At 33.9% G+C, this 18171-nt stretch carries 15 protein-coding genes and 3 pseudogenes; 12 read left to right on the top strand and 6 right to left on the bottom strand.

Annotated elements, in window-relative coordinates; genetic code table 11:
• A pseudogene (locus C564_RS36945) lies at positions 1–261 on the bottom strand (cell wall anchor protein); the annotation flags it as partial.
• Between the two features lie 273 nt (positions 262–534).
• Here C564_RS36945 and C564_RS0123830 point away from each other — a divergent pair.
• A complete protein-coding gene (locus C564_RS0123830) occupies positions 535–897 on the top strand; it encodes a hypothetical protein (RefSeq protein ID WP_018767120.1) in 363 nt (120 codons plus the stop codon).
• A 28-nt stretch (positions 898–925) separates the two neighbouring features.
• Here C564_RS0123830 and C564_RS0123825 read toward each other — a convergent pair whose 3' ends face one another.
• Both C564_RS0123825 and C564_RS0123820 read right to left on the bottom strand, forming a co-directional pair.
• Complete coding sequence (locus C564_RS0123825; protein ID WP_018767119.1) at positions 926–1054, bottom strand: alcohol dehydrogenase catalytic domain-containing protein; 129 nt, start codon at positions 1052–1054, stop codon at positions 926–928.
• Positions 1055–1343: 289 nt separating this feature from the next.
• Positions 1344–3017 (bottom strand): alkaline phosphatase, encoded by a 1674-nt coding sequence (locus C564_RS0123820; protein WP_018767118.1) that lies wholly within the window; start codon positions 3015–3017, stop codon positions 1344–1346.
• A 236-nt stretch (positions 3018–3253) separates the two neighbouring features.
• Between C564_RS0123820 and C564_RS0123815 the strand changes: the two genes are divergently transcribed.
• From C564_RS0123815 to C564_RS0123805, 3 genes and pseudogenes are all read left to right on the top strand, one after another.
• Positions 3254–3808, top strand: coding sequence for a hypothetical protein (locus C564_RS0123815; protein WP_018767117.1), 555 nt, complete (start codon positions 3254–3256; stop codon positions 3806–3808).
• A gap of 142 nt (positions 3809–3950) precedes the next feature.
• Positions 3951–4982: a S66 family peptidase gene (locus tag C564_RS0123810; protein ID WP_018767116.1), complete on the top strand. Its 1032-nt coding sequence runs from the start codon at positions 3951–3953 to the stop codon at positions 4980–4982.
• A gap of 231 nt (positions 4983–5213) precedes the next feature.
• A pseudogene (locus tag C564_RS0123805) lies at positions 5214–5669 on the top strand (FAD-binding oxidoreductase); the annotation flags it as partial.
• A 213-nt stretch (positions 5670–5882) separates the two neighbouring features.
• Here the strand turns inward: C564_RS0123805 and C564_RS37740 are convergent.
• Positions 5883–6266: pseudogene (locus tag C564_RS37740) on the bottom strand (DnaB-like helicase C-terminal domain-containing protein); the annotation flags it as partial.
• A 111-nt stretch (positions 6267–6377) separates the two neighbouring features.
• Between C564_RS37740 and C564_RS0123795 the strand changes: the two are divergent.
• Positions 6378–7190, top strand: a complete 813-nt coding sequence (locus C564_RS0123795; RefSeq protein ID WP_018767113.1) for a hypothetical protein — start codon at positions 6378–6380, stop codon at positions 7188–7190.
• Positions 7191–8169: 979 nt separating this feature from the next.
• On the opposite strand, the gene C564_RS0123790 is transcribed toward C564_RS0123795, so the two are convergent.
• Positions 8170–9342: an acyltransferase family protein gene (locus C564_RS0123790; protein WP_003209830.1), complete on the bottom strand. Its 1173-nt coding sequence runs from the start codon at positions 9340–9342 to the stop codon at positions 8170–8172.
• Between the two features lie 1104 nt (positions 9343–10446).
• Complete coding sequence (locus tag C564_RS0123785) at positions 10447–11676, bottom strand: helix-turn-helix domain-containing protein (RefSeq protein ID WP_018767111.1); 1230 nt, start codon at positions 11674–11676, stop codon at positions 10447–10449.
• Between the two features lie 532 nt (positions 11677–12208).
• Here C564_RS0123785 and C564_RS0123780 point away from each other — a divergent pair.
• The 7 genes from C564_RS0123780 to C564_RS0123755 all read left to right on the top strand — a co-directional run bounded on the left by C564_RS0123780 (position 12209) and on the right by C564_RS0123755 (position 18168).
• Entirely contained in the window at positions 12209–12961 is a 753-nt protein-coding gene (locus C564_RS0123780) for a YveK family protein (protein ID WP_003210286.1), read from the top strand.
• Positions 12945–13565: a CpsD/CapB family tyrosine-protein kinase gene (locus C564_RS0123775; RefSeq protein ID WP_018767110.1), complete on the top strand. Its 621-nt coding sequence runs from the start codon at positions 12945–12947 to the stop codon at positions 13563–13565. The genes C564_RS0123780 and C564_RS0123775 overlap by 17 nt, the downstream gene beginning before the upstream one ends.
• A gap of 13 nt (positions 13566–13578) precedes the next feature.
• Positions 13579–14217, top strand: coding sequence for a sugar transferase (locus C564_RS0123770; RefSeq protein WP_003195604.1), 639 nt, complete (start codon positions 13579–13581; stop codon positions 14215–14217).
• A gap of 22 nt (positions 14218–14239) precedes the next feature.
• A complete protein-coding gene (locus C564_RS36360) occupies positions 14240–14350 on the top strand; it encodes an NAD-dependent epimerase/dehydratase family protein (RefSeq protein ID WP_116269061.1) in 111 nt (36 codons plus the stop codon).
• 363 nt (positions 14351–14713) lie between these two features.
• Positions 14714–16186, top strand: a complete 1473-nt coding sequence (locus C564_RS0123765) for an oligosaccharide flippase family protein (protein ID WP_003195603.1) — start codon at positions 14714–14716, stop codon at positions 16184–16186.
• The gene (locus tag C564_RS0123760) at positions 16167–17387 is read left to right on the top strand and encodes an O-antigen ligase family protein (protein WP_018767109.1); all 1221 of its coding nucleotides are present in this window, start codon (positions 16167–16169) and stop codon (positions 17385–17387) included. Before C564_RS0123765 ends, C564_RS0123760 begins: the two co-directional genes overlap by 20 nt.
• A complete protein-coding gene (locus C564_RS0123755; protein WP_018767108.1) occupies positions 17365–18168 on the top strand; it encodes a glycosyltransferase family 2 protein in 804 nt (267 codons plus the stop codon). The genes C564_RS0123760 and C564_RS0123755 overlap by 23 nt, the downstream gene beginning before the upstream one ends.
• Positions 18169–18171: the final 3 nt, after the last annotated feature.

Genomic DNA, 18171 nt, shown 5'->3' with positions numbered 1-18171 from the left:
TACTTTCTCTTCTGCATTTTGCTTCGTCTGTTTTAATTCTGCTACTTTCTCTTCCGCATCTTGCTTCGCCTGTTTTAATTCAGATGCTCTCTCTTCTGCATTTTGTTTCGCCTGCTTTAGTTCGGATAACTTCTCTTCTGCATGTTGTTTGATAGAATCGTGTATTTTGACGGTATCAGGAACTTCAGCATTAATGGTGTCAGCTCCTGTTATCATTGCTAAAGCTAGTGTGGATATTGCTACTGTTTTTTTCGTACTCATCATTTTGGACCTCTTTTCTTTCATGAGTAATGAACTATTATGTATAAATCTGAAGATGAAAATATCATAATACCAGTATAACATTATACCAAATGTTTACAAATAAAACTAGAATAGTAGGTCTATGTGTAATTGGAGCCAGTATAGTTATGTGGACATAATGTAGTTCAGTCCTTACAATGGATTTCAAAGAGGACATGTACCTATGATAAATACGAAACTTCAGGAAGAATTTAACGCATTAACTCTCCCGTAAGAAAGGAAGGTATATATATGACAGAGATATTGAATTTATCTTTATACTTCATTTTGTTTATCCTAATAATATCCATAGTCTGTTTCATCTTATTAGTACTCATGAAGATTTTCGGAAAACAAATGAATAATCGTCGTTCTGTTGAAAAAGAACTAAAAAAACATTCTTCAATAACAGATACAGCAGGACATAAAGACTCAAACATAACTACCAAAGATGCTGAAGCAGATTGGATGAATGCAGTGATGACAACATCTTTTCTTGCTGCAGCTATGAAAAATGCTAATGAAGATTCAAATATCGACCATGATTCAGGAACTAGCAGCGATAGTTCCGATGCAGCAAGCCATAGTGATTCATTCGATGGTGGGGACTCATAGGGTGAATCACTATGAAGCATACTTAGCTTTAAATGATAACATCCGCTAGTTTTGTATACACTTCATCACCAGGCTTATATTTTGTTATATTTGTACCTACTTTCACTACAATACCTGAAGCATCTAATCCTAAAATAATAGGAAATGAAAAAGGCAATTTCTCTTGTGATTCTTCCTTTCTCGTTTTCCAATCAACTGGATTGATCCTGCATTAACGGACAGTAACACTCCCACCTCAAAATTCAGTGGAAGCGAAGAAGTTAGGTGGGAGATGAACTGTCCGTAAAAGCCCGATTGGTTCAACTAATAATCAGTGGGGGATGGAGAAAACCCCCACTGATTATTAGTTGAACTTTATAGCTGCCGCACAGAATATCAAGAAAATTGCCAACCACTTAGCCTAGCTAGGCTAAGTGGTTGGCAGGCCTTTTTGATTCTTTTTTAGTTTAGCGAGAATGCTTTGTGAATAGATGAATTGCTTTTTCAGGTACATAGAATTTCCCATTGCTTTCTACAACGACGCTTCCTAATTCATAATCTTTTCCATCGATACGGATCATATTTTTATTAACAAACAATTGAGCCTTCGCTTTATTGTGTTTTACTACAAGCACCGGGTTTGCTACATCTTTTTTGTCAATCGTTACAGTTGCACCAATTTGTTTAAAGGCTATTTCAGCATCTAAGAATAATTTGTTTGTTAATTCTCCTAAGTGAAAGCCCATTGCTTTGGCCATTGTCTTCGCAATGTCCGTATTTTGGACGAAACCGTATGGCCTCCCGGGGCCGTAAGAGTATAAGAATACATCTTCACCCGTATGACCACCTGTTGTAAAACCGATGTTCGCACGGTTGGCCAATAATTTAGTAAGGATTGGACCTACATCGGCTTTCTTTTGTGCAGCTTTTAACTTTTCTTTTTCATCATCAGTTAGGTTATCTAAACCGTAAAGTGCAGCTACCTCTTTTATATTAGATAAATCATCTTTTAGTTTATTTGTAGCACCTTCAAGTGTCATTTTTGCCTTTTTCAGTGGAGCAATGTAGGCAGATACCGGTGTGGTATCATATCCTTTTGTAGTATTTTTATTACCAATGGAAATACCGCTGTTACCATGGTCCGCTAAAGCAATGACCATCGTGTTCCCATCTTTTTTCGCAAACTGTAACGCTTCTGCAACTGCAGCATCAAATGCCAATACATCGCTAATCATCCCGATTGGATCATTGGCATGTGCTGCCCAATCTGGCTTACTGCCTTCTACAAATAAGAAGAAACCATCTTTATCTTTTGATAATGTTTGAATTGCTTTTCTCGTCATTTGGGAAAGTGTTGGCTGCTCAGGATTGGTCGCTTCACGATCCATATCGAACGCAAGTGCAGCATTTGAGAACGAGCCCCAAATTTTATCGGATTTGGAGTTTAACAGGGCATCCTTTGTTTCCACAAAGTCGTACCCTTTGTCTTGAATCACTTTTATTAAATCTTCGTTGTCTTGCCGGATTCCACTGCTTGCCGCAGGCTGAAGTACTGCCTTTCCCCCGCCTAACACGACTTCTATATTTTGATACACTTGCTGCTCACCAATCACCTCAAAATTTTTGCGAATAACATGGTGAGCAGAAAAACCAGCCGGAGTAGCATGCTGAATTTCCGATGTAGCAATAATTCCTGTTGCGCGGCCAGAATGTTCTGCGCCTTCTAAGACGTTGGCAACTGGACGAAACTTGCATTCTTCTTTGATTGGTTCTACGCCAGGTGAATTCACAATAGAAGGTAATACACCCACGTAGCTTGAATTTGTTTTATTTCCTGTCGCTAAAGCTGTTGCTGCCGGTGCAGAATCCGTAATAGCTGATTCTGCCGAATAAGTACGAACACCTCCTGATACGATTTGATCTAGCGCAAGAGGTGCCCCTTTATACCACCGAGCCAATGTTACAGCTGAGGAGCTTGTCCCATCCATAACCATCATAATGACATTTTTGGGTTGCTGCCCTGCTTTTTTTGCCGCAGCTTTTACCTCGTTATCGTTCATCATGCTTCCTGCACCTAACGAACCTAGTGCTACTATTCCCGCTAATGTTAGTCCCATCATCTTTTTACGAAGAGTAGTCATTGTTGTCCCTCCAAAATTTTTCAGCATCCCAATCTAACATTCGTATGTAAACAAGCTGTTTCTTCTTATTTAGTAGTACCCTATTGTCACGAAGCTAACAATAACTCGTTCCCTTTGCAGCCAAGTAGTTGCAAAAGTTTTTACAGGAATTACTGTTACTGTTTTAACCGAATCTTAATTTTTAATATTATAATGAATACAGGATTACCAGAAAATACAAACAAAGGAGAGACCATATGAATGATATGAAGAATAATTTAATCCCCCTTTTAGAAGAGTTAAAAAAAGAACCAACGAAAGAAAATGTAACCGAAATATTAAAAGAATTCGGTGTACAGTCTCCGGAATATTGGGCTAAGGATGAGATAGAAGGTAATGAAGCTGTTCTTGCTAGCTTTCGTTTTTTAAGACCCTTGCAAGAAATATTAGATATGTATTTATATGACAGTGAAGGCTGGGTTCAACGCTCTAATGAACGTGCTAATGAACAAGCGACTCCCGCTTCAAACGATTTGATTATAAAAGAAATGGTGCAAGCAGGAATCTCGCCTGAAAAGATAGGATTGTTTGCGTACTGGATAGCTAGATCAGCTATTAACGAGATTCTATATCGTCTATCTGATCCATGCGGTGGAGATTATGATTTACCAAATGAAGGAGAAGAGCTACCCTCTTGGAGACTAGAGGAATATACAGCGCAAAGTGAAAATCCAATGAACGTAGAACGTACAGGACGACTTTTACTTGAATTACATAATATTTTTCCATTCCATAATCCAGGTGAAAAATAAGAAAAAAGACAAACAATTGCATTCTCCCCCCTCTAGCATAATAGCAGGGAATTTTTTGATCATGTAGAAAAAGGTCATATGCTATATTCTTCAACTATGTGAATCGTATAGTGAATCGAATGATATAAGGGTGGGAGTTAATGTGTTAAGAAAACCAAAGAGATTACAACCGGGAGATCGCGTCGCGACAATTAGTCCTTCTTGGGGAGGCGCAGGCGATCCGGAACTGAGATGGCGTTATGAGCAAGGGATAAAAAGGTTAGAAGAAGTTTTTGGTCTTGTGGTTGTACCTATGCCAAATAGTTTGAAAGGTTCAGATTATATTTACGAGAATCCACAAGCCCGTGCGATAGATCTAATGACGGCATTTCAAGATAAAAGTATTAAAGGGATCTTTGCGAATATTGGCGGAGAAGATAGTATTCGCCTGCTTCCTTATATTGATTTTGATGTTATACGTGAGAATCCAAAAATTTTTATGGGCTATTCAGATGTGACCATTCCACATTTATTTTGTCATAAAGCAGGCATTTCTTCTTTTTACGGTCCAGCTATTTTAACCGATTTTGCTGAAAACGTTGAAATGGATCCATATACGATTGAAATGGTAAATCGAATCCTTTTTTCAAATGAGACGATTGGCAACATTCAACCCGCTACAGAATGGACAAGTGAGCGTTTGGAATGGATTGAATCGAACAAACATACACGTCGCACTATGCAACAAAATACTGGATATGAACTCCTTCAAGGATCCGGCATCGTACAAGGCCGTTTAATCGGAGGTTGTATAGAAGTACTGGAATTCGCAAAAGGAACAGAACTTTGGCCTGAGAAAAAATATTGGGAAAACAGCATTCTATTCTTTGAAACATCTGAAGACAAGCCAGATCCAACTTATATTAGATATTGGTTACGAAATTATGCAGCGCAAGGCATTTTACAAAACACGAATGGAATCATTTTCGGCAAACCGAAAGACGAGAAATATTATGAAGAATATAAACATGAAATTCTAACAGTTATGAAAGAATATCGTTTAGAAGATTTACCGATTCTTTATAATTTAAACTTTGGTCATACCGAACCTAAGTTTATTCTACCTTATGGTGTAATGGCAGAGATTGATTGTGAGAAAAAGAAATTCTCGATTTTAGAGAGTGGCGTGCAATAACGTAAAATTACCATCAGTAAGGGGGTCACTCCTCCCCTGCTGATGGCTCTCAGGATGTATTCCTATCGAGTTCTATACATGTGAACGAGCACGTTGTCACAGAAGAAACTTTTCTTCCGATAACGTGCTTTTTTATTTACATAATATTCCTTGGCTTCAGAAAAAGATATAATATAAATCTCGAATATACATTGAATTCTTTATACTATCACGAAAAAAGGAGAGTGTATGTTGAAAAAACAAACAATAATAATAGGTATTACTGTATACAGCTTATTATGTATGGCATCTATATATACATATACAAAACAAATAGCCAATCCTGTTATGAGTGATGTGGGCAGATTGCTTCCTACAAAGATTAAACGGGTTGAAAATGTGGAAGATGAGCAGACCTTAAAGAAGCTAGTTAAAGATGCAAATGCTTCAGGTGAGAAGATTTCAATTGCGGGAATGCAGCATAGCCAAGGCGGACAGACCTATTATCCAAATGGTACAGTGCTAGATATGAAAGGTTATAACAAAATATTAGAGTTTGATCCAGAGAAGAAGAGAATTCGCGTGCAAAGCGGCGTGACATGGGATGATATTCAAAAGAAAGTAAATCCATATGGTCTTGCTGTGCAAGTGATGCAGTCTCAAAATATTTTTACAGTTGGCGGTGCAGTAGCTGTCATTGCAACAGGGTATCTAGTAGATTTTTTAACGATTGGTACCATTTTTTATATTGCTTCCGTTTTATATATGGTGAGCGGTATTGTAATAGGAAGGCAGCATAAGTAGACAGTAATCTATCTACTAAATAGTGCTTTTTTCAGTATTCACTTGGACAATTAATAAAAAAGAGCATTAGCACTGCTCTTTTTTGTGGTTCTAGTTCAAGAATTTTATCAGTTTGAACTAGTCTGTTTTTAACCCCTCCACAAACTTCTCAAACTCCTTCAAAAACCGCAGCTTCATCATCCCAACAAGTTCATTTCATTGCTTTGCTATCTGAATTTCTGTTATATCTTTATACTCCGTCTCCTTATCATAATAAACATCCCGATACATAATCACACCCGCATTCTGCTCAATCTGCCCTTTCTCCCTTAGATCAGACCAAAGCAGACGCTTATCTTGACGCGACTCTACCCCGCGGGACAATTACGACAGCACTACGACGCACACGTTTAAATCACGTGCTAACAGTTTACGGGAAACCTCACCCATTTCTTGAAACACGTTTCCTCTATTGGTCGAATCACCTGTAATATGCTGCAAATAATCAATACTAATAACTAGAAATTGAAGAATTTAACATACTTTCAAAAATAGCGAATTGTTATGGTAATATTCCCAATGTATAATTATGGTATTGTTTGTTTTTATGAAAAAAATACGGGGGAATTTTTAATGAAAAAAATCATACTAGGGACACTTACAACTTTCTTTTTATTGGCTGGATGTAATAATTCTACTGAAAGTAAACTAGTCGATACAAAAAAGACTGCGGCAGAAGAAACAACTAAATCTACAAAAAATGAGGATAAACAGGATACGAATCCGAAAAAAACTGAAGAAGTTTTATCACCTACCAATCAGAGTACAAAAGATTTCATCACACCATTATTAGTAAAATCAGAAACACCTGCTGATATTATGACAATACAAATGCAAGAAGATAAGAAACAAAAATTTGAGGAAATTACGAAAAAAACGCAAGCGAGTATTCAGAAAAATTATGATTGGTACATAGAATATTTAAAAACAGTACAACCTGGAGAAAGATTACCTTACCATGAAAACATGGGAATTACACAAGAAGAATATGAATTCTTCTTATCATCTGATCAATATATGAAACTTGTTAAAGGACAAGAAGGCAAAATTCACTTCAAAAAGATCAGTGACAATGTATACGAGATTCAAACGAGTTCTCCAATCAAATTATTAAACAAAGTTCAAATTGATTTTGCTAGCAATACATTAAAAACAGAGTTTGGTACACTAAATTACGATGATAAAATTGAAGCTGCTGATGGTCAAAAAATAACTGGTAGATGGAATGGTGAACAGTGGCGACTAAGCAATGATAACTTCAATGTAAAGTATGCAATTGGTCAGCTGGAAGACTCTAAGAAAACAATTATTTACATAACAGCAAAAGGTCTTTTAGATGGTAAAACAATCAATCAAGAGCAAGTAATCGAATTTAAAGCACAATAATTCATACGATAAAAAGGATAGATAGTGGTAGAACATTCTACTGCATCTATCTTTTTTATCGTATAAATTAAAAAATATTAATCAAAGTATACCTTTTATTCAGGATATCTACAGCAACAATACTTTTAATCTGTATTTATAGGGGGAGCACCCCATGCCTATCAAACTAAGAAAATAAGTTACCTCAAAACAAAAATTCACTCCATCACAGTGGTCTATGAGAACTATATAAATATGATAGATATAGGGATAACGACACTTATGCGCCTACGGGTAAATAATTAGAATCGTCAAATAATTCCTACCTATACAAAAGGATGACGATTCCGTAATCAGAAAGGTTTCAGACTTATCCCTCCATATGAAGAAAGGACTAGGTTCATGACAACCTCGTCCCAAATTCCCTCTCATTTACTTTTGTTTTGTATATCGAATCGTTTGAAAAGATTCTGGATCAAACAACTGGATTTTCCCCTCACCAAAGTTCTGAATTTTTAAGTTGTCATTCTATGATAATGATAGTGCCATTCAAAATATTTCTTATTTTCCTGATTCCAATAAAAACACTTTCTACCGTTTATTTTCGTAAGTTCATTTAGTGAATTTTACAATTTTTCCAGAGTTCATATCCTCTATGCAATCTACATATCCTAACGAATTCACAGTAATATATCCTTCATCGAACCATGCATCACAAGCCTTGCACATAGGTACAACAACGTTTACATCCTGTCTCTCTCGAATGTCACATTCTAAATGTTTCTTTATATAGGTTGCTGTCAATCCTTTTAAGGGAAAATGCCTTCCGCAAATGCCCAGCTCGTTTTCCCCCAGCCCTCTATCGTATAATGAAGCGGCTTTTACGAATGTTTTTCTATAAGATGAATTTGAAAATATCCGATTCTGTTATATCTAACATCCTCGTTTTTTCTTTACATGTTCGAGAAGATTCAACTTTGATCTCTTACTATATAAACTCCTATGAAATCCGATCCCTTATTTTTATTTCCTTCCAGAATATATTTCTCCATCTCCTAGTTAAATACCGCCCAAGGTTTATGCAGGGTTTTTCAATAAATAGATACCCCAATGAAGATAGTAAAAAAGAAAGAGAAAAGGAAAGAAACACTATTAATATGGTAGGTAGTTTATCATAAAATAAATACATAACTGAGAATAAAGAAACAAGATGATATAAATAAAGACTATAAGAAATCTTTCCAAGAAAAACAAATACTTTTCTTCTTAATAACGCACTAAATGTCCATGAAGAGATACTCATAATCATTACCATACAAACCCCAAATGAGACAACGTAGTCTCTCAGTACATAATTGTTCAAAAAATCCACTTCGCCAATCATTCCTTCGTACATAAAACAAATAATTACAATTAGCAGTAATGCAATTTTCATCATTTTATTCATATTTAAAACATAATGGAAAATAAAATAACGATACTTCGCTAATAGAGCTCCCATAAAAAAAAGAGTGATGTAGTGAAAACTTAAAAAACTACTAGTTATGCTTCCACTAGGATTAAACAAATACAAACCCATAGTCGAAGAAAAACTTAGAACGATAAACCATAATAAGGAATATTTGAGCCTTTTGCGTATAAAAAAGAAAGTCAGAAATGGAAATATAATCGAAATTCTCATTTCATGAACAAGAGACCATATAACATTGTTATATGCGTCTGTGTTATACTCACCGATAAAAACAAGATGTTGTAATAATAAAGCTGGTGTATCTGCAGTGGTCCATGATTTACTAAACCAATCACTAATAAATGGCATATCATTACGACTAAAAAGCATTTTAGCAATAATAGAAATGCTGATTGCTACTAAATATGGTATATAAATTCGGCAAATCCGTTTTATTATGTATGTATCATAATGAAATTTCTCATTATTAATAGATAAATACAAAACAAAACCACTCAATACAAAAAAGAGAATAACAGATTCGTTGCCGCTACTAAAAAAAAGACGTAAAGGAGTTTCCTTGAATAAATAAATTATGAAGGGACTGTTTAACTCATACTGATAATTTTCATACGCAGGCAATAGCATCATATGATGCCCGATTATTACAAGAAGTGCTGCTAATCCTCTTAGAGAGTCAAACTCCTCATATCTTTTCATCATATTACACCTACTAAAAAGATTTTTATTAAAATACAAGGTGACTTCAATCTTGTTGTTTACAGAATTATAATGTTACTTACAGTTGCAGGAGAATAATGGAGTTCTAAAATGCGTTCTATATACTCATTTCAATTTGATACATACGAATACTAGCCATCCATTTCTACGATGATATGGAGCGAATGATTGCGTTTGAAAGGATCCGTTTTGATCACAAGGAACAGATAAAGCTTATATTTCCCCATATTTTGTATCGATTGTTCGTTGGTAGCAATCATTTCGACTATTCGCTACGTCTTCCTACTTACGCGAAAGAAATTGGCAAATCTACTCTTTCTTTTAAGAATTGTGATACTTTTCTCTAGTTGCTTATATAAATGCACTTTCATTCATTAAGAGGGGTACTCCTCTCTTAATTCGTTTAGTCGCAAACTTAAAAATCTCTTGTATTTTCCCTATTCACAAGACAAGTATATTTACACAAAATATTGTATGCTACCAAATATAACATGTATTGGTAAAAAATGAAAATACGGAATGATTATTCTTTAATAGGCAGCTAAAAAAAGAATTCCATAAAGAATAAGGGATTCTTTTTTATTTCGAACATTCATTTAATCCACGCTAAAAAGGTAAACATGGAAAAGCAAAAGTTTCTTAGCTATCGCATTCTATTCCTATATTAATTCAAATGGATTTTTTAATATTCTTTCTGCACTATTACATACTGAAAGTAAAGGTGGAAATCTTAAAGTATTAAAATCTATTTCCTTATTATGTTCATGTAGTGAGCAGAATTATAAGGAAATGGATTCTACATATTTTCAAATAAAGTGAAACTTTAATCAGTGGGGGTTTTCTTCATCCCCACTGATTATTAGCCCGACCAATCGGGCTTTTACGGGCAGGATCCCCCACCTATCTTCTTTGCTTTTGCTGAATTTTGAGGTGGGGGTCTTACTGCCTGTTAATGCGGGATAAACAGAGAAAGTTTTTGAGGTAAGAGTATTATTTCTTATAAATAGCGAGGTAAATTGAGTTGATGCATTATATATATGTGATCAAGTATTACACATATCTCACCTAGCTGTTAAGATATCAAGCCTATATCACGGTATGCTTTTCACGATATTGTCTAGGAGTCATGTTACATATTTTTTTGAAAACTCTTGTGAAATAACTTTGATCATAAAAGTTAAGCCAAGCACAAATATCTGATAATGGATATGTAGTTAATGTTAATAGTTTTTTTGCTTCTTCTACTCGTTCCCTTTGAATATATTCACTTAAAGGAATTCCTACTTCTTTTTTAAACAATTTAGATAAATAAGTAGGATTAATGTCAAGCAACGTAGCGAGATTATTGAGAGATATTTCATGGTAAATGTTTTTTCTAATATGATTTAAACATGTAGTAATTGTATTCGAATATCTTTGAATACTATATTCTTTAACACGATCAGCAAAAGCACATAAAGCGTCCTCAATTAATCTATTGACCGAATACATGTTATCTAGTTGTTCAATGGTCTCCATATAGAGAGAACTAAGCGAAAAAGCAATTTCTGGCGGGAGATTCCCCTCTATTGCATAACGAGTAGCTAAAGTAATGGCCATTATTCCATTATTTTTTTGATTTCTTAGTTGATTTCTTTTTGATGAAATTACAGCATCTTCTTGCGGAAATGCATATGCATATTTTATTAATTTTTCTTTGTCCCCTTCTTTAATGCTTGTGAAAATTTTCCGTTCCAATGATATATCATAATGATCAGAATTATTTTGACGCCGGGCTGAAATATATAAATCAGGATTCGCAATTTCATAGGAGGTTTTCTCCAATAATTTATTTTCTCTCCAAACAGCACCTACATCTAACTTTTCTTTAAAAATTATGTAATGTAATAAAATTCCTATATCAATTAAAGTTATTTTTTTTATCACAGGTATGGAATGATAGTATTCAATTCCATCTTGTATTCTAACATTTCCCCCAAATTCATTCATAAGTCTAATGGCCATATCTTCTGATACCTTGGGATATGTAGAGGGTCCAATAACAAAGGTTCCTTTTATATATTCATGATCTAATATGTGAATAAAAACGAAATTTTCTAGATAACTGTTCCCTCTCATAAGCGGAAAATCATAGAGATCATTTTCCTGAAAAATTTCACTAAGTTGTTCTTCCTTAGAAGAATAAAAAGGACTGCAAATATCATTAGAAGTAGATTTATATAAGATTTTTTCATCTGTAGATAAAAATTGAATAGATACTTGAAATGTTTTATATAAAATATCACACAAATATTGTATATCCATAGAATGATTCATTATATTCTCCTTTTAACTAGATAAGATTATAAAGCTTCATATAAAAACCAAACATTTTAATTCATACATTTATGGATTTATAAATAAATTTGCGAAAAGTTAAATATACCCAAAAATTACTAGTATTTTCAATAAAATACAATTTATATCAAAATATTACCATAAATATTCAGAAAAAACACTTATTATTTAGATTTATAAGAACATTAGCATAATAATCGACTTCTTTATTTAAGTAGCCATTTGATTAATTTATTTGTTATGTACACCTTTTTTGTAGTCATAGAAATTTCAAAAAATATACTCACATATACCCTCTTGGCACTCTTAGCTTGATGACGATGTGGCTATGCCCTACATAGTAAAAATTTAGGAGGAAGCATTCTGTTCAATTTTTGTTCAGATGCTAGGTTTATAATTTTTTCACCCTAGTATAAATGTTATAAGGACCTTTTCAAAATCAAAAGTGATAATTCCCATTCGGAAAATCACGCCAAAACTCTACTATTAAATTGAAAAAGTGGTGAACTAGATGAATGAAAAAGTAAAAATAAAAGAGTTTATGCAAGTTTTAAAAAGGCGATTCTTAATTATTATACTTACGACAATTTGTACTAGCGGGTTCATTATTATTTCATCCATGTACCTTATGAAACCGATTTATCAGTACTCCACTCAAGTTCTTGCTGGATCTTTAGGCGTAGAAAAAGAGGAAAATCCAGTAAATAGAGTACAAGATAACAAACAGCTAGCTCTTTCATATATGGATATCATAAAAAGCCCATATATCATGATAGGTGTAAAAGAAGAGTTAAAGCTAACTCGTTCAAGCTATGATTTGCTTAAACAGGTTTCCGTTACTAATAGAAATGATTCACAGATTATTACAATTTCAGTGAAAGACTCTAATCCACAATTAGCTAAGAAAATTGCACAATCCGTCGCAAAGCAATCCATATCTAAATTTAAAGACTATGCAAATGTAAACCGCCTTAATATTCTTAGTGATTCCGGGGTGACGGAAGAAGCCGAACTGCTTTTTCCAAAACCCAAATTCATTATAGCCATTTCAATCATAATTAGCTTTTTTGTCGGAATTGGCTTGGCAATTCTACGAGAACACTTTGATGATTCAACTTACAACAATCGAGAACTCGAACATCTTGGACTCCCATTATTAGGAAGAGTGAACTTAAATACCAAAAAAAGAAACAACAAGCAAAAAACAGCTTATAAAAGCTTATCTTCAATGAAACAAGGTGAACATAATGACCATCAAATTTAAGAGGAAATATTTCTTTAATCCATACGATATCACCATCAAAGAACGATTTTATAGCATATGTAACCATATTGAACCGAACCTTCAAAAGGAAAAACCAATATTAATGATTACTTCACTTGCACAAACACAAAATATAACCAATGCTACTGCTTATTTGGCCCTAACTTTTTCAGAACAACGAAAACGAGTGTTGGTAGTGGATGCGAATCTGCGTCAACCTTCTTTACATCATGTGTTTAATATCGATCATTTATTTGGCCTAACCACCTTACTCCTAAGAGAGCAAAATAAGGATACTACAATAAAAATAACGGATTATCTATCTTGTTTATCTACAGGTGAAGATCTTTATGAGCCAGTGGCATTGTTAACATTAGAGACCTTCCCAATCCTAATTGAGGAGTGGAAAGAGCATTTTGATATCATTCTGTTTCACACATCCGATTTCCTAAACACACCAGATGCACAAATCCTCGCGAAACATTGTGATGGCATTGTTTTAGTGATACAGGAAGGCCGTGATAAGTTAGATAAGATTGCGAATGTAAAAAAACAACTAGAACATAGCAAACATGAAATAATCGGTACAGTCATTATTTCATAAAGGGGGGTAACTTTTGGACCCAAAAATAAAGATTGATAGACAGGTAGAAATACAAGTACAATCTCTATCAACTTCATCCTACCTTCTTGTTAAACGACTAATAGATTTTGTTTTTTCGCTTTTCATGCTGTTACTTTTATCACCCATTTTAGTTCTTTTTTGCATCCTTATCCCAATCGAATCAACTGGTTCTCCCTTCTTTTATCAACGGCGTCTAGGAAAAAACGGAAAAGATTTCAAATTAATAAAGTTACGCTCCATGTTTTTAGATGCTGAAAAAAACGGTCCTCAGTGGGCAAGTAAAGAGGACCCTAGGGTTACAAGAATAGGTACGTTTATAAGAAAAACTAGAATTGATGAAATCCCTCAAGTTATTAACGTGTTAAAAGGAGATATGTCACTCATTGGCCCTAGACCTGAAAGAGAATATTTCTATAAAAGGTTTGATAAGTCATTGCCTAATTTTAAACATCGTTTACTTGTAACGCCTGGAATAACAGGATTGGCGCAAGTGAATGGTGGATATGATCTAACTCCCGAAGAAAAATTAGCATTCGACTTATACTATATCCAGCATAGATCATTCGCTATGGAAATCAAGATTTTATGTCAAACATTGGCCATTGTATTTACCGGAAATGGAGCTAGATAAATATTGAAGGGAAGAATAAAAAATGAAGAAAGTGCTAGTAACGGGGGGCTTCGGATTTATCGGATCCCATATTGTAGACAAATTAATTCATAATCATTATGAAGTGGCTGTGTATGATAACTTATCCACCTGATCCGTAAATAATGTTCATTCGAAAAGTATAGCTTTCTTTGATAATGTAGAAGATGAAAGATCATTAGAAAAAGCGATAGAGGCGTTTAAACCTGACTTTGTAGTTCACCAAGCTGCACAAATTAGTGTACAAAATGTTTCCCCCATTTACCAACCTGCAAAAGACGGTGACGTCAAAAAAAGTTTACTCTGCAATAAAAAGAGCATTCAAAAATTAGGCTGGCAACCTATATATGCATTGGAAAAAGGTCTTGCGAATACATATGATTATTACCTTAAGCAAAAAGACGCTATTTTACCTAGTGAAAAAGAACCTACATCTGTACTTAAGTGACTTTACAGTTGTGAATTGGGAGAGAAATAAGTGAATAAGAAAACAAACTCAATTATTAAAAATATATTCCACTTACTTTACAGCACGATTTTAGCTAATGTTTTAAATGCAAGTACGCTCATACTATTGGCAAATTACTTTAACTCAAAGAACTATGGAATATTTAGTGTAGCACTAGCTCTTTCCATGGTCATGCATTTTTTTACAGATTTAGGAGTCAGTAATACGTTCCTTCGAGAAGGAGCAAAAAAGGAAAACCCAGGCACTACATTTTTTTCTTATATAAAAGTTCGAGTAGTATGTTTACTTTTAACATTTGTTATTTTTTCTTTCGGTATCCACGTCTTTTATCATGAACAACAAATTCTTTATATGATGTATAGTTTAATGATTCCTTTAATCATCGGCCTAGTGCTGCAAAGCATAGGCATAACCTACTTTCAATTATCTGAAAGAATGCAATTTATTGCATCCATAAAAATCTTCTCAGCCATTGTATTAGTCACATTAACCATTTTGTGTATAAGCTTAAAAGTGGATATACATGTAACAGCTTTTTTATATGGTTTTTCTTATTTAGCTGGAGGCATTTACTGCCTGTATTTACTCAGAAAAAACATGGAATTCAAATGGAAAGTCCCTTTTCAAAAAGAATTATTGATCAATATTAGCCCGTTCTTAATTAGTGGGTTATTTATTATATTAACTCCTCAACTAGGTCCATTAGTATTAGAAAAAACACTTCCCTTAGGGCTTGTTGGTCTCTTTGCAGTAGCTTACCGAATCCCCTCAGCTCTCTATCAAATACCAGGGGTTATTGCAGGTGCATTTTTCCCACTGTTATTTAAGCATCATAGTCATGGGGAGGTAAAGAAACATACAGAATTAAATATCCTGCAAATGAAATTCATGTCCTTGATTGGGATGTGTATGACAATAACTTTATTCTACTTATCCCCCTATCTGATCACGATTTTATTTGGAGATAAATGGGGATCTGCGGTTCAACCTTTAAAAATATTGTCCTTTATTATTGTCTTACAAGGATTTAACATCGCCATTGCTGATGGTCTCACAACAAGAGGGCTGCAAAATCGCCGTACTATTGTTCAGTTTATAACCATCTCTATTGGCTTAGTGTCTTTTTATTATCTGAGTGTTACTTATGCAATAGCGGGGGCAGCTTTTTCTGTTTTAACGATGGAAATCGTATCATTTATTGGTTATATATTAGCTAATCCAATCAGAAAAACAGTATTAACCAAAGTTGTTATTCCATACGGATCCTACTTTTCGATAAGTTTTATCCTATTACACTACTTATTATATAAGTTTCCTTTTATAGCCATGTTCTCTACCATTATCTTAATGTCTACGATGGTTTTACTATTTGATCAAGCTACTCGGAACTTGATTAAAGATTTTATAAGAAAGAAAAAACAACAGAATATCAACCATTTAAAAGACGGGAGACAACGAGGGAATGGAAAGATTACAAATTAAAAGAAATACTTCTACTTTAGAAGTCTTTCTTTTGTTATTTTTTATTACACTTAGTAAATATAATTTGTCCATCGGTTTTTCATTAAAAATTTACATGATTTTTTTAGCCATTTTTTTCTGTATTTATTTTCGAGACTTTTACTTCCGTCCCCTTTATCATTATGAAATTTTATTGCTTTTATTTTATTTTACCTATTGTCTAAGTGGTGCTTTTTCACAGTATCCAGAATCAAGTATTCGCGTCATTCTAGGAGTAATCCTTGTCCTTATCTGCTATTTCATCATGAGATATATGCTGGAGCAAGCTTCAATTCGTGCTATTGAAGCTTCCATTGCAAATGTCGGGATACTATTTAACATGATTAGTTTGTTATTGTACATAATTGGACTACAGATAACCGGGGGATCCCCAACAGGCGTTGAGATTACTTCTTACGGATTATTATTAGATAGAGATTATCCAAGGTTAATTGGACTACTTGATGACCCAAACATCTTCATTTTTTATAATACATTGTTTTTTTCTTTTTATTTAACACACTTAAAAGGATTTAAAAACTCCTTTGGATTTATCTTATGTATAATTACCAACCTTCTTACTTTTTCTCGAGGCGGTATTGTCGCCCTAATACTCGTTATCATTTTGTATATAATATTAGCGGATTTTCTTAAAAAGGTAAAAATGATACTTGTTGCTCTGTTATGCCTAGTTGTAATCTACGCCGCATGTTCTTTTATGCAAATCGATTTGAATCAGATCATTTCCAGCCGTATCAATGATTTTTCTTCTGATAATGGAAGTGGTCGATTTGAATTATGGAAACAGGCGATTAACTATTTTATGTCCCATCCCCTTTTGGGAATCGGTGCCTTTAATTTCTCGGATTATTACGCATTTGAACATAATGAAAAACTATATGTTCATAATACATATCTAGAAATCTTAGTAGAGGCTGGAATTATTGGTTTTCTTTTTTACTTTTCTTTTTTATTACTGTTCATTATCAAGCTCTTTAGAACTAAATTGCATATTGAAAAACCTTTTATTATTCTTACACTTTTTGCTTTTTTATTGCAGATGGTATCCCTTTCTCTCATGATTAATGAAGCGCTTTTCTCCTTTTTAGCAATTACTTTAAAATATATTTCTGTATATGAAAGAAAAGAGGCTGATTTTTATGATATACACCAAAAAAGATAGCGAATCATTGGTTTCCGTTATAACCCCCTCGTATAACAGTTCTCCATTTATAAAAGAAACCATTGAATCCGTTCAGGCCCAATCATATGTTAACTGGGAAATGATTATCGTTGATGATAAGTCGAAAGATGACTCCGTTCATGTCATCAAACAATATATAGAAAAAGACCCACGAATTAAACTTATTACTTTAACTCAAAATGCTGGTGCTGCTAGAGCTAGAAATATAGCATTAAAAGAAGCTCAAGGAGATTATATTGCCTTTTTAGACAGCGATGATCTCTGGTTACCTACCAAACTAGAAGAACAAGTCGCTTTTATGCAAAAAGATAATCTTGCTTTTTCTTTTACCTCTTATTCTTTAATTGACGAACAAGGAAATTCAATGGATATTAAAGTTAATGCACCGAAAGTTGTAGATTATAAATATCTGCTGGGAAATACGACGATTGGCTGTTTAACCGTGATGTTAGATAGGCATCAATTTAAACAAATTGAAATGCCCGCTATCCAGCCTGAAGATACTGCCCTATGGTTAGCATTATTACGGCTAGGATATCAGGCCTATGGCTTACAAAAGATTTTATCTAAATATCGTATTGTAAGTAACTCTACTTCAAGGAATAAATTAAAAGCTGCCTACCGATATTGGAAACTCTTACGAAACCAAGAAAAGTTAAACTTTGTAAAAACCAACTTTTATTTTAGTCAATATGCCTATCATGCATACAAGAAAAACAGAGGAGACCGACCTCCTTCTATGACCAGTGGGGGGAAATAAAAA

The sequence above is a fragment of the Bacillus sp. 105MF genome (assembly GCF_000374885.1).
Lineage (GTDB): Bacteria > Bacillota > Bacilli > Bacillales > Bacillaceae_G > Bacillus_A > Bacillus_A pseudomycoides.
Note: the sequence above shows the minus strand (reverse complement) of the source record. Positions and strands in the feature narration are given on the sequence as shown.

Bases quoted from the DNA above. Each gene is read 5' to 3' on its own strand.
- C564_RS0123830 (WP_018767120.1), top strand. From the start codon at position 535: ATGACAGAGATATTGAATTTATCTTTATACTTCATTTTGTTTATCCTA.
- C564_RS0123820 (WP_018767118.1), bottom strand. From the start codon at position 3,017: ATGACTACTCTTCGTAAAAAGATGATGGGACTAACATTAGCGGGAATA.
- C564_RS0123815 (WP_018767117.1), top strand. From the start codon at position 3,254: ATGAATGATATGAAGAATAATTTAATCCCCCTTTTAGAAGAGTTAAAA.
- C564_RS0123795 (WP_018767113.1), top strand. From the start codon at position 6,378: ATGAAAAAAATCATACTAGGGACACTTACAACTTTCTTTTTATTGGCT.
- C564_RS0123790 (WP_003209830.1), bottom strand. From the start codon at position 9,342: ATGATGAAAAGATATGAGGAGTTTGACTCTCTAAGAGGATTAGCAGCA.
- C564_RS0123785 (WP_018767111.1), bottom strand. From the start codon at position 11,676: ATGAATCATTCTATGGATATACAATATTTGTGTGATATTTTATATAAA.
- C564_RS0123780 (WP_003210286.1), top strand. From the start codon at position 12,209: ATGAATGAAAAAGTAAAAATAAAAGAGTTTATGCAAGTTTTAAAAAGG.
- C564_RS0123775 (WP_018767110.1), top strand. From the start codon at position 12,945: ATGACCATCAAATTTAAGAGGAAATATTTCTTTAATCCATACGATATC.
- C564_RS36360 (WP_116269061.1), top strand. From the start codon at position 14,240: ATGAAGAAAGTGCTAGTAACGGGGGGCTTCGGATTTATCGGATCCCAT.
- C564_RS0123760 (WP_018767109.1), top strand. From the start codon at position 16,167: ATGGAAAGATTACAAATTAAAAGAAATACTTCTACTTTAGAAGTCTTT.
- C564_RS0123755 (WP_018767108.1), top strand. From the start codon at position 17,365: ATGATATACACCAAAAAAGATAGCGAATCATTGGTTTCCGTTATAACC.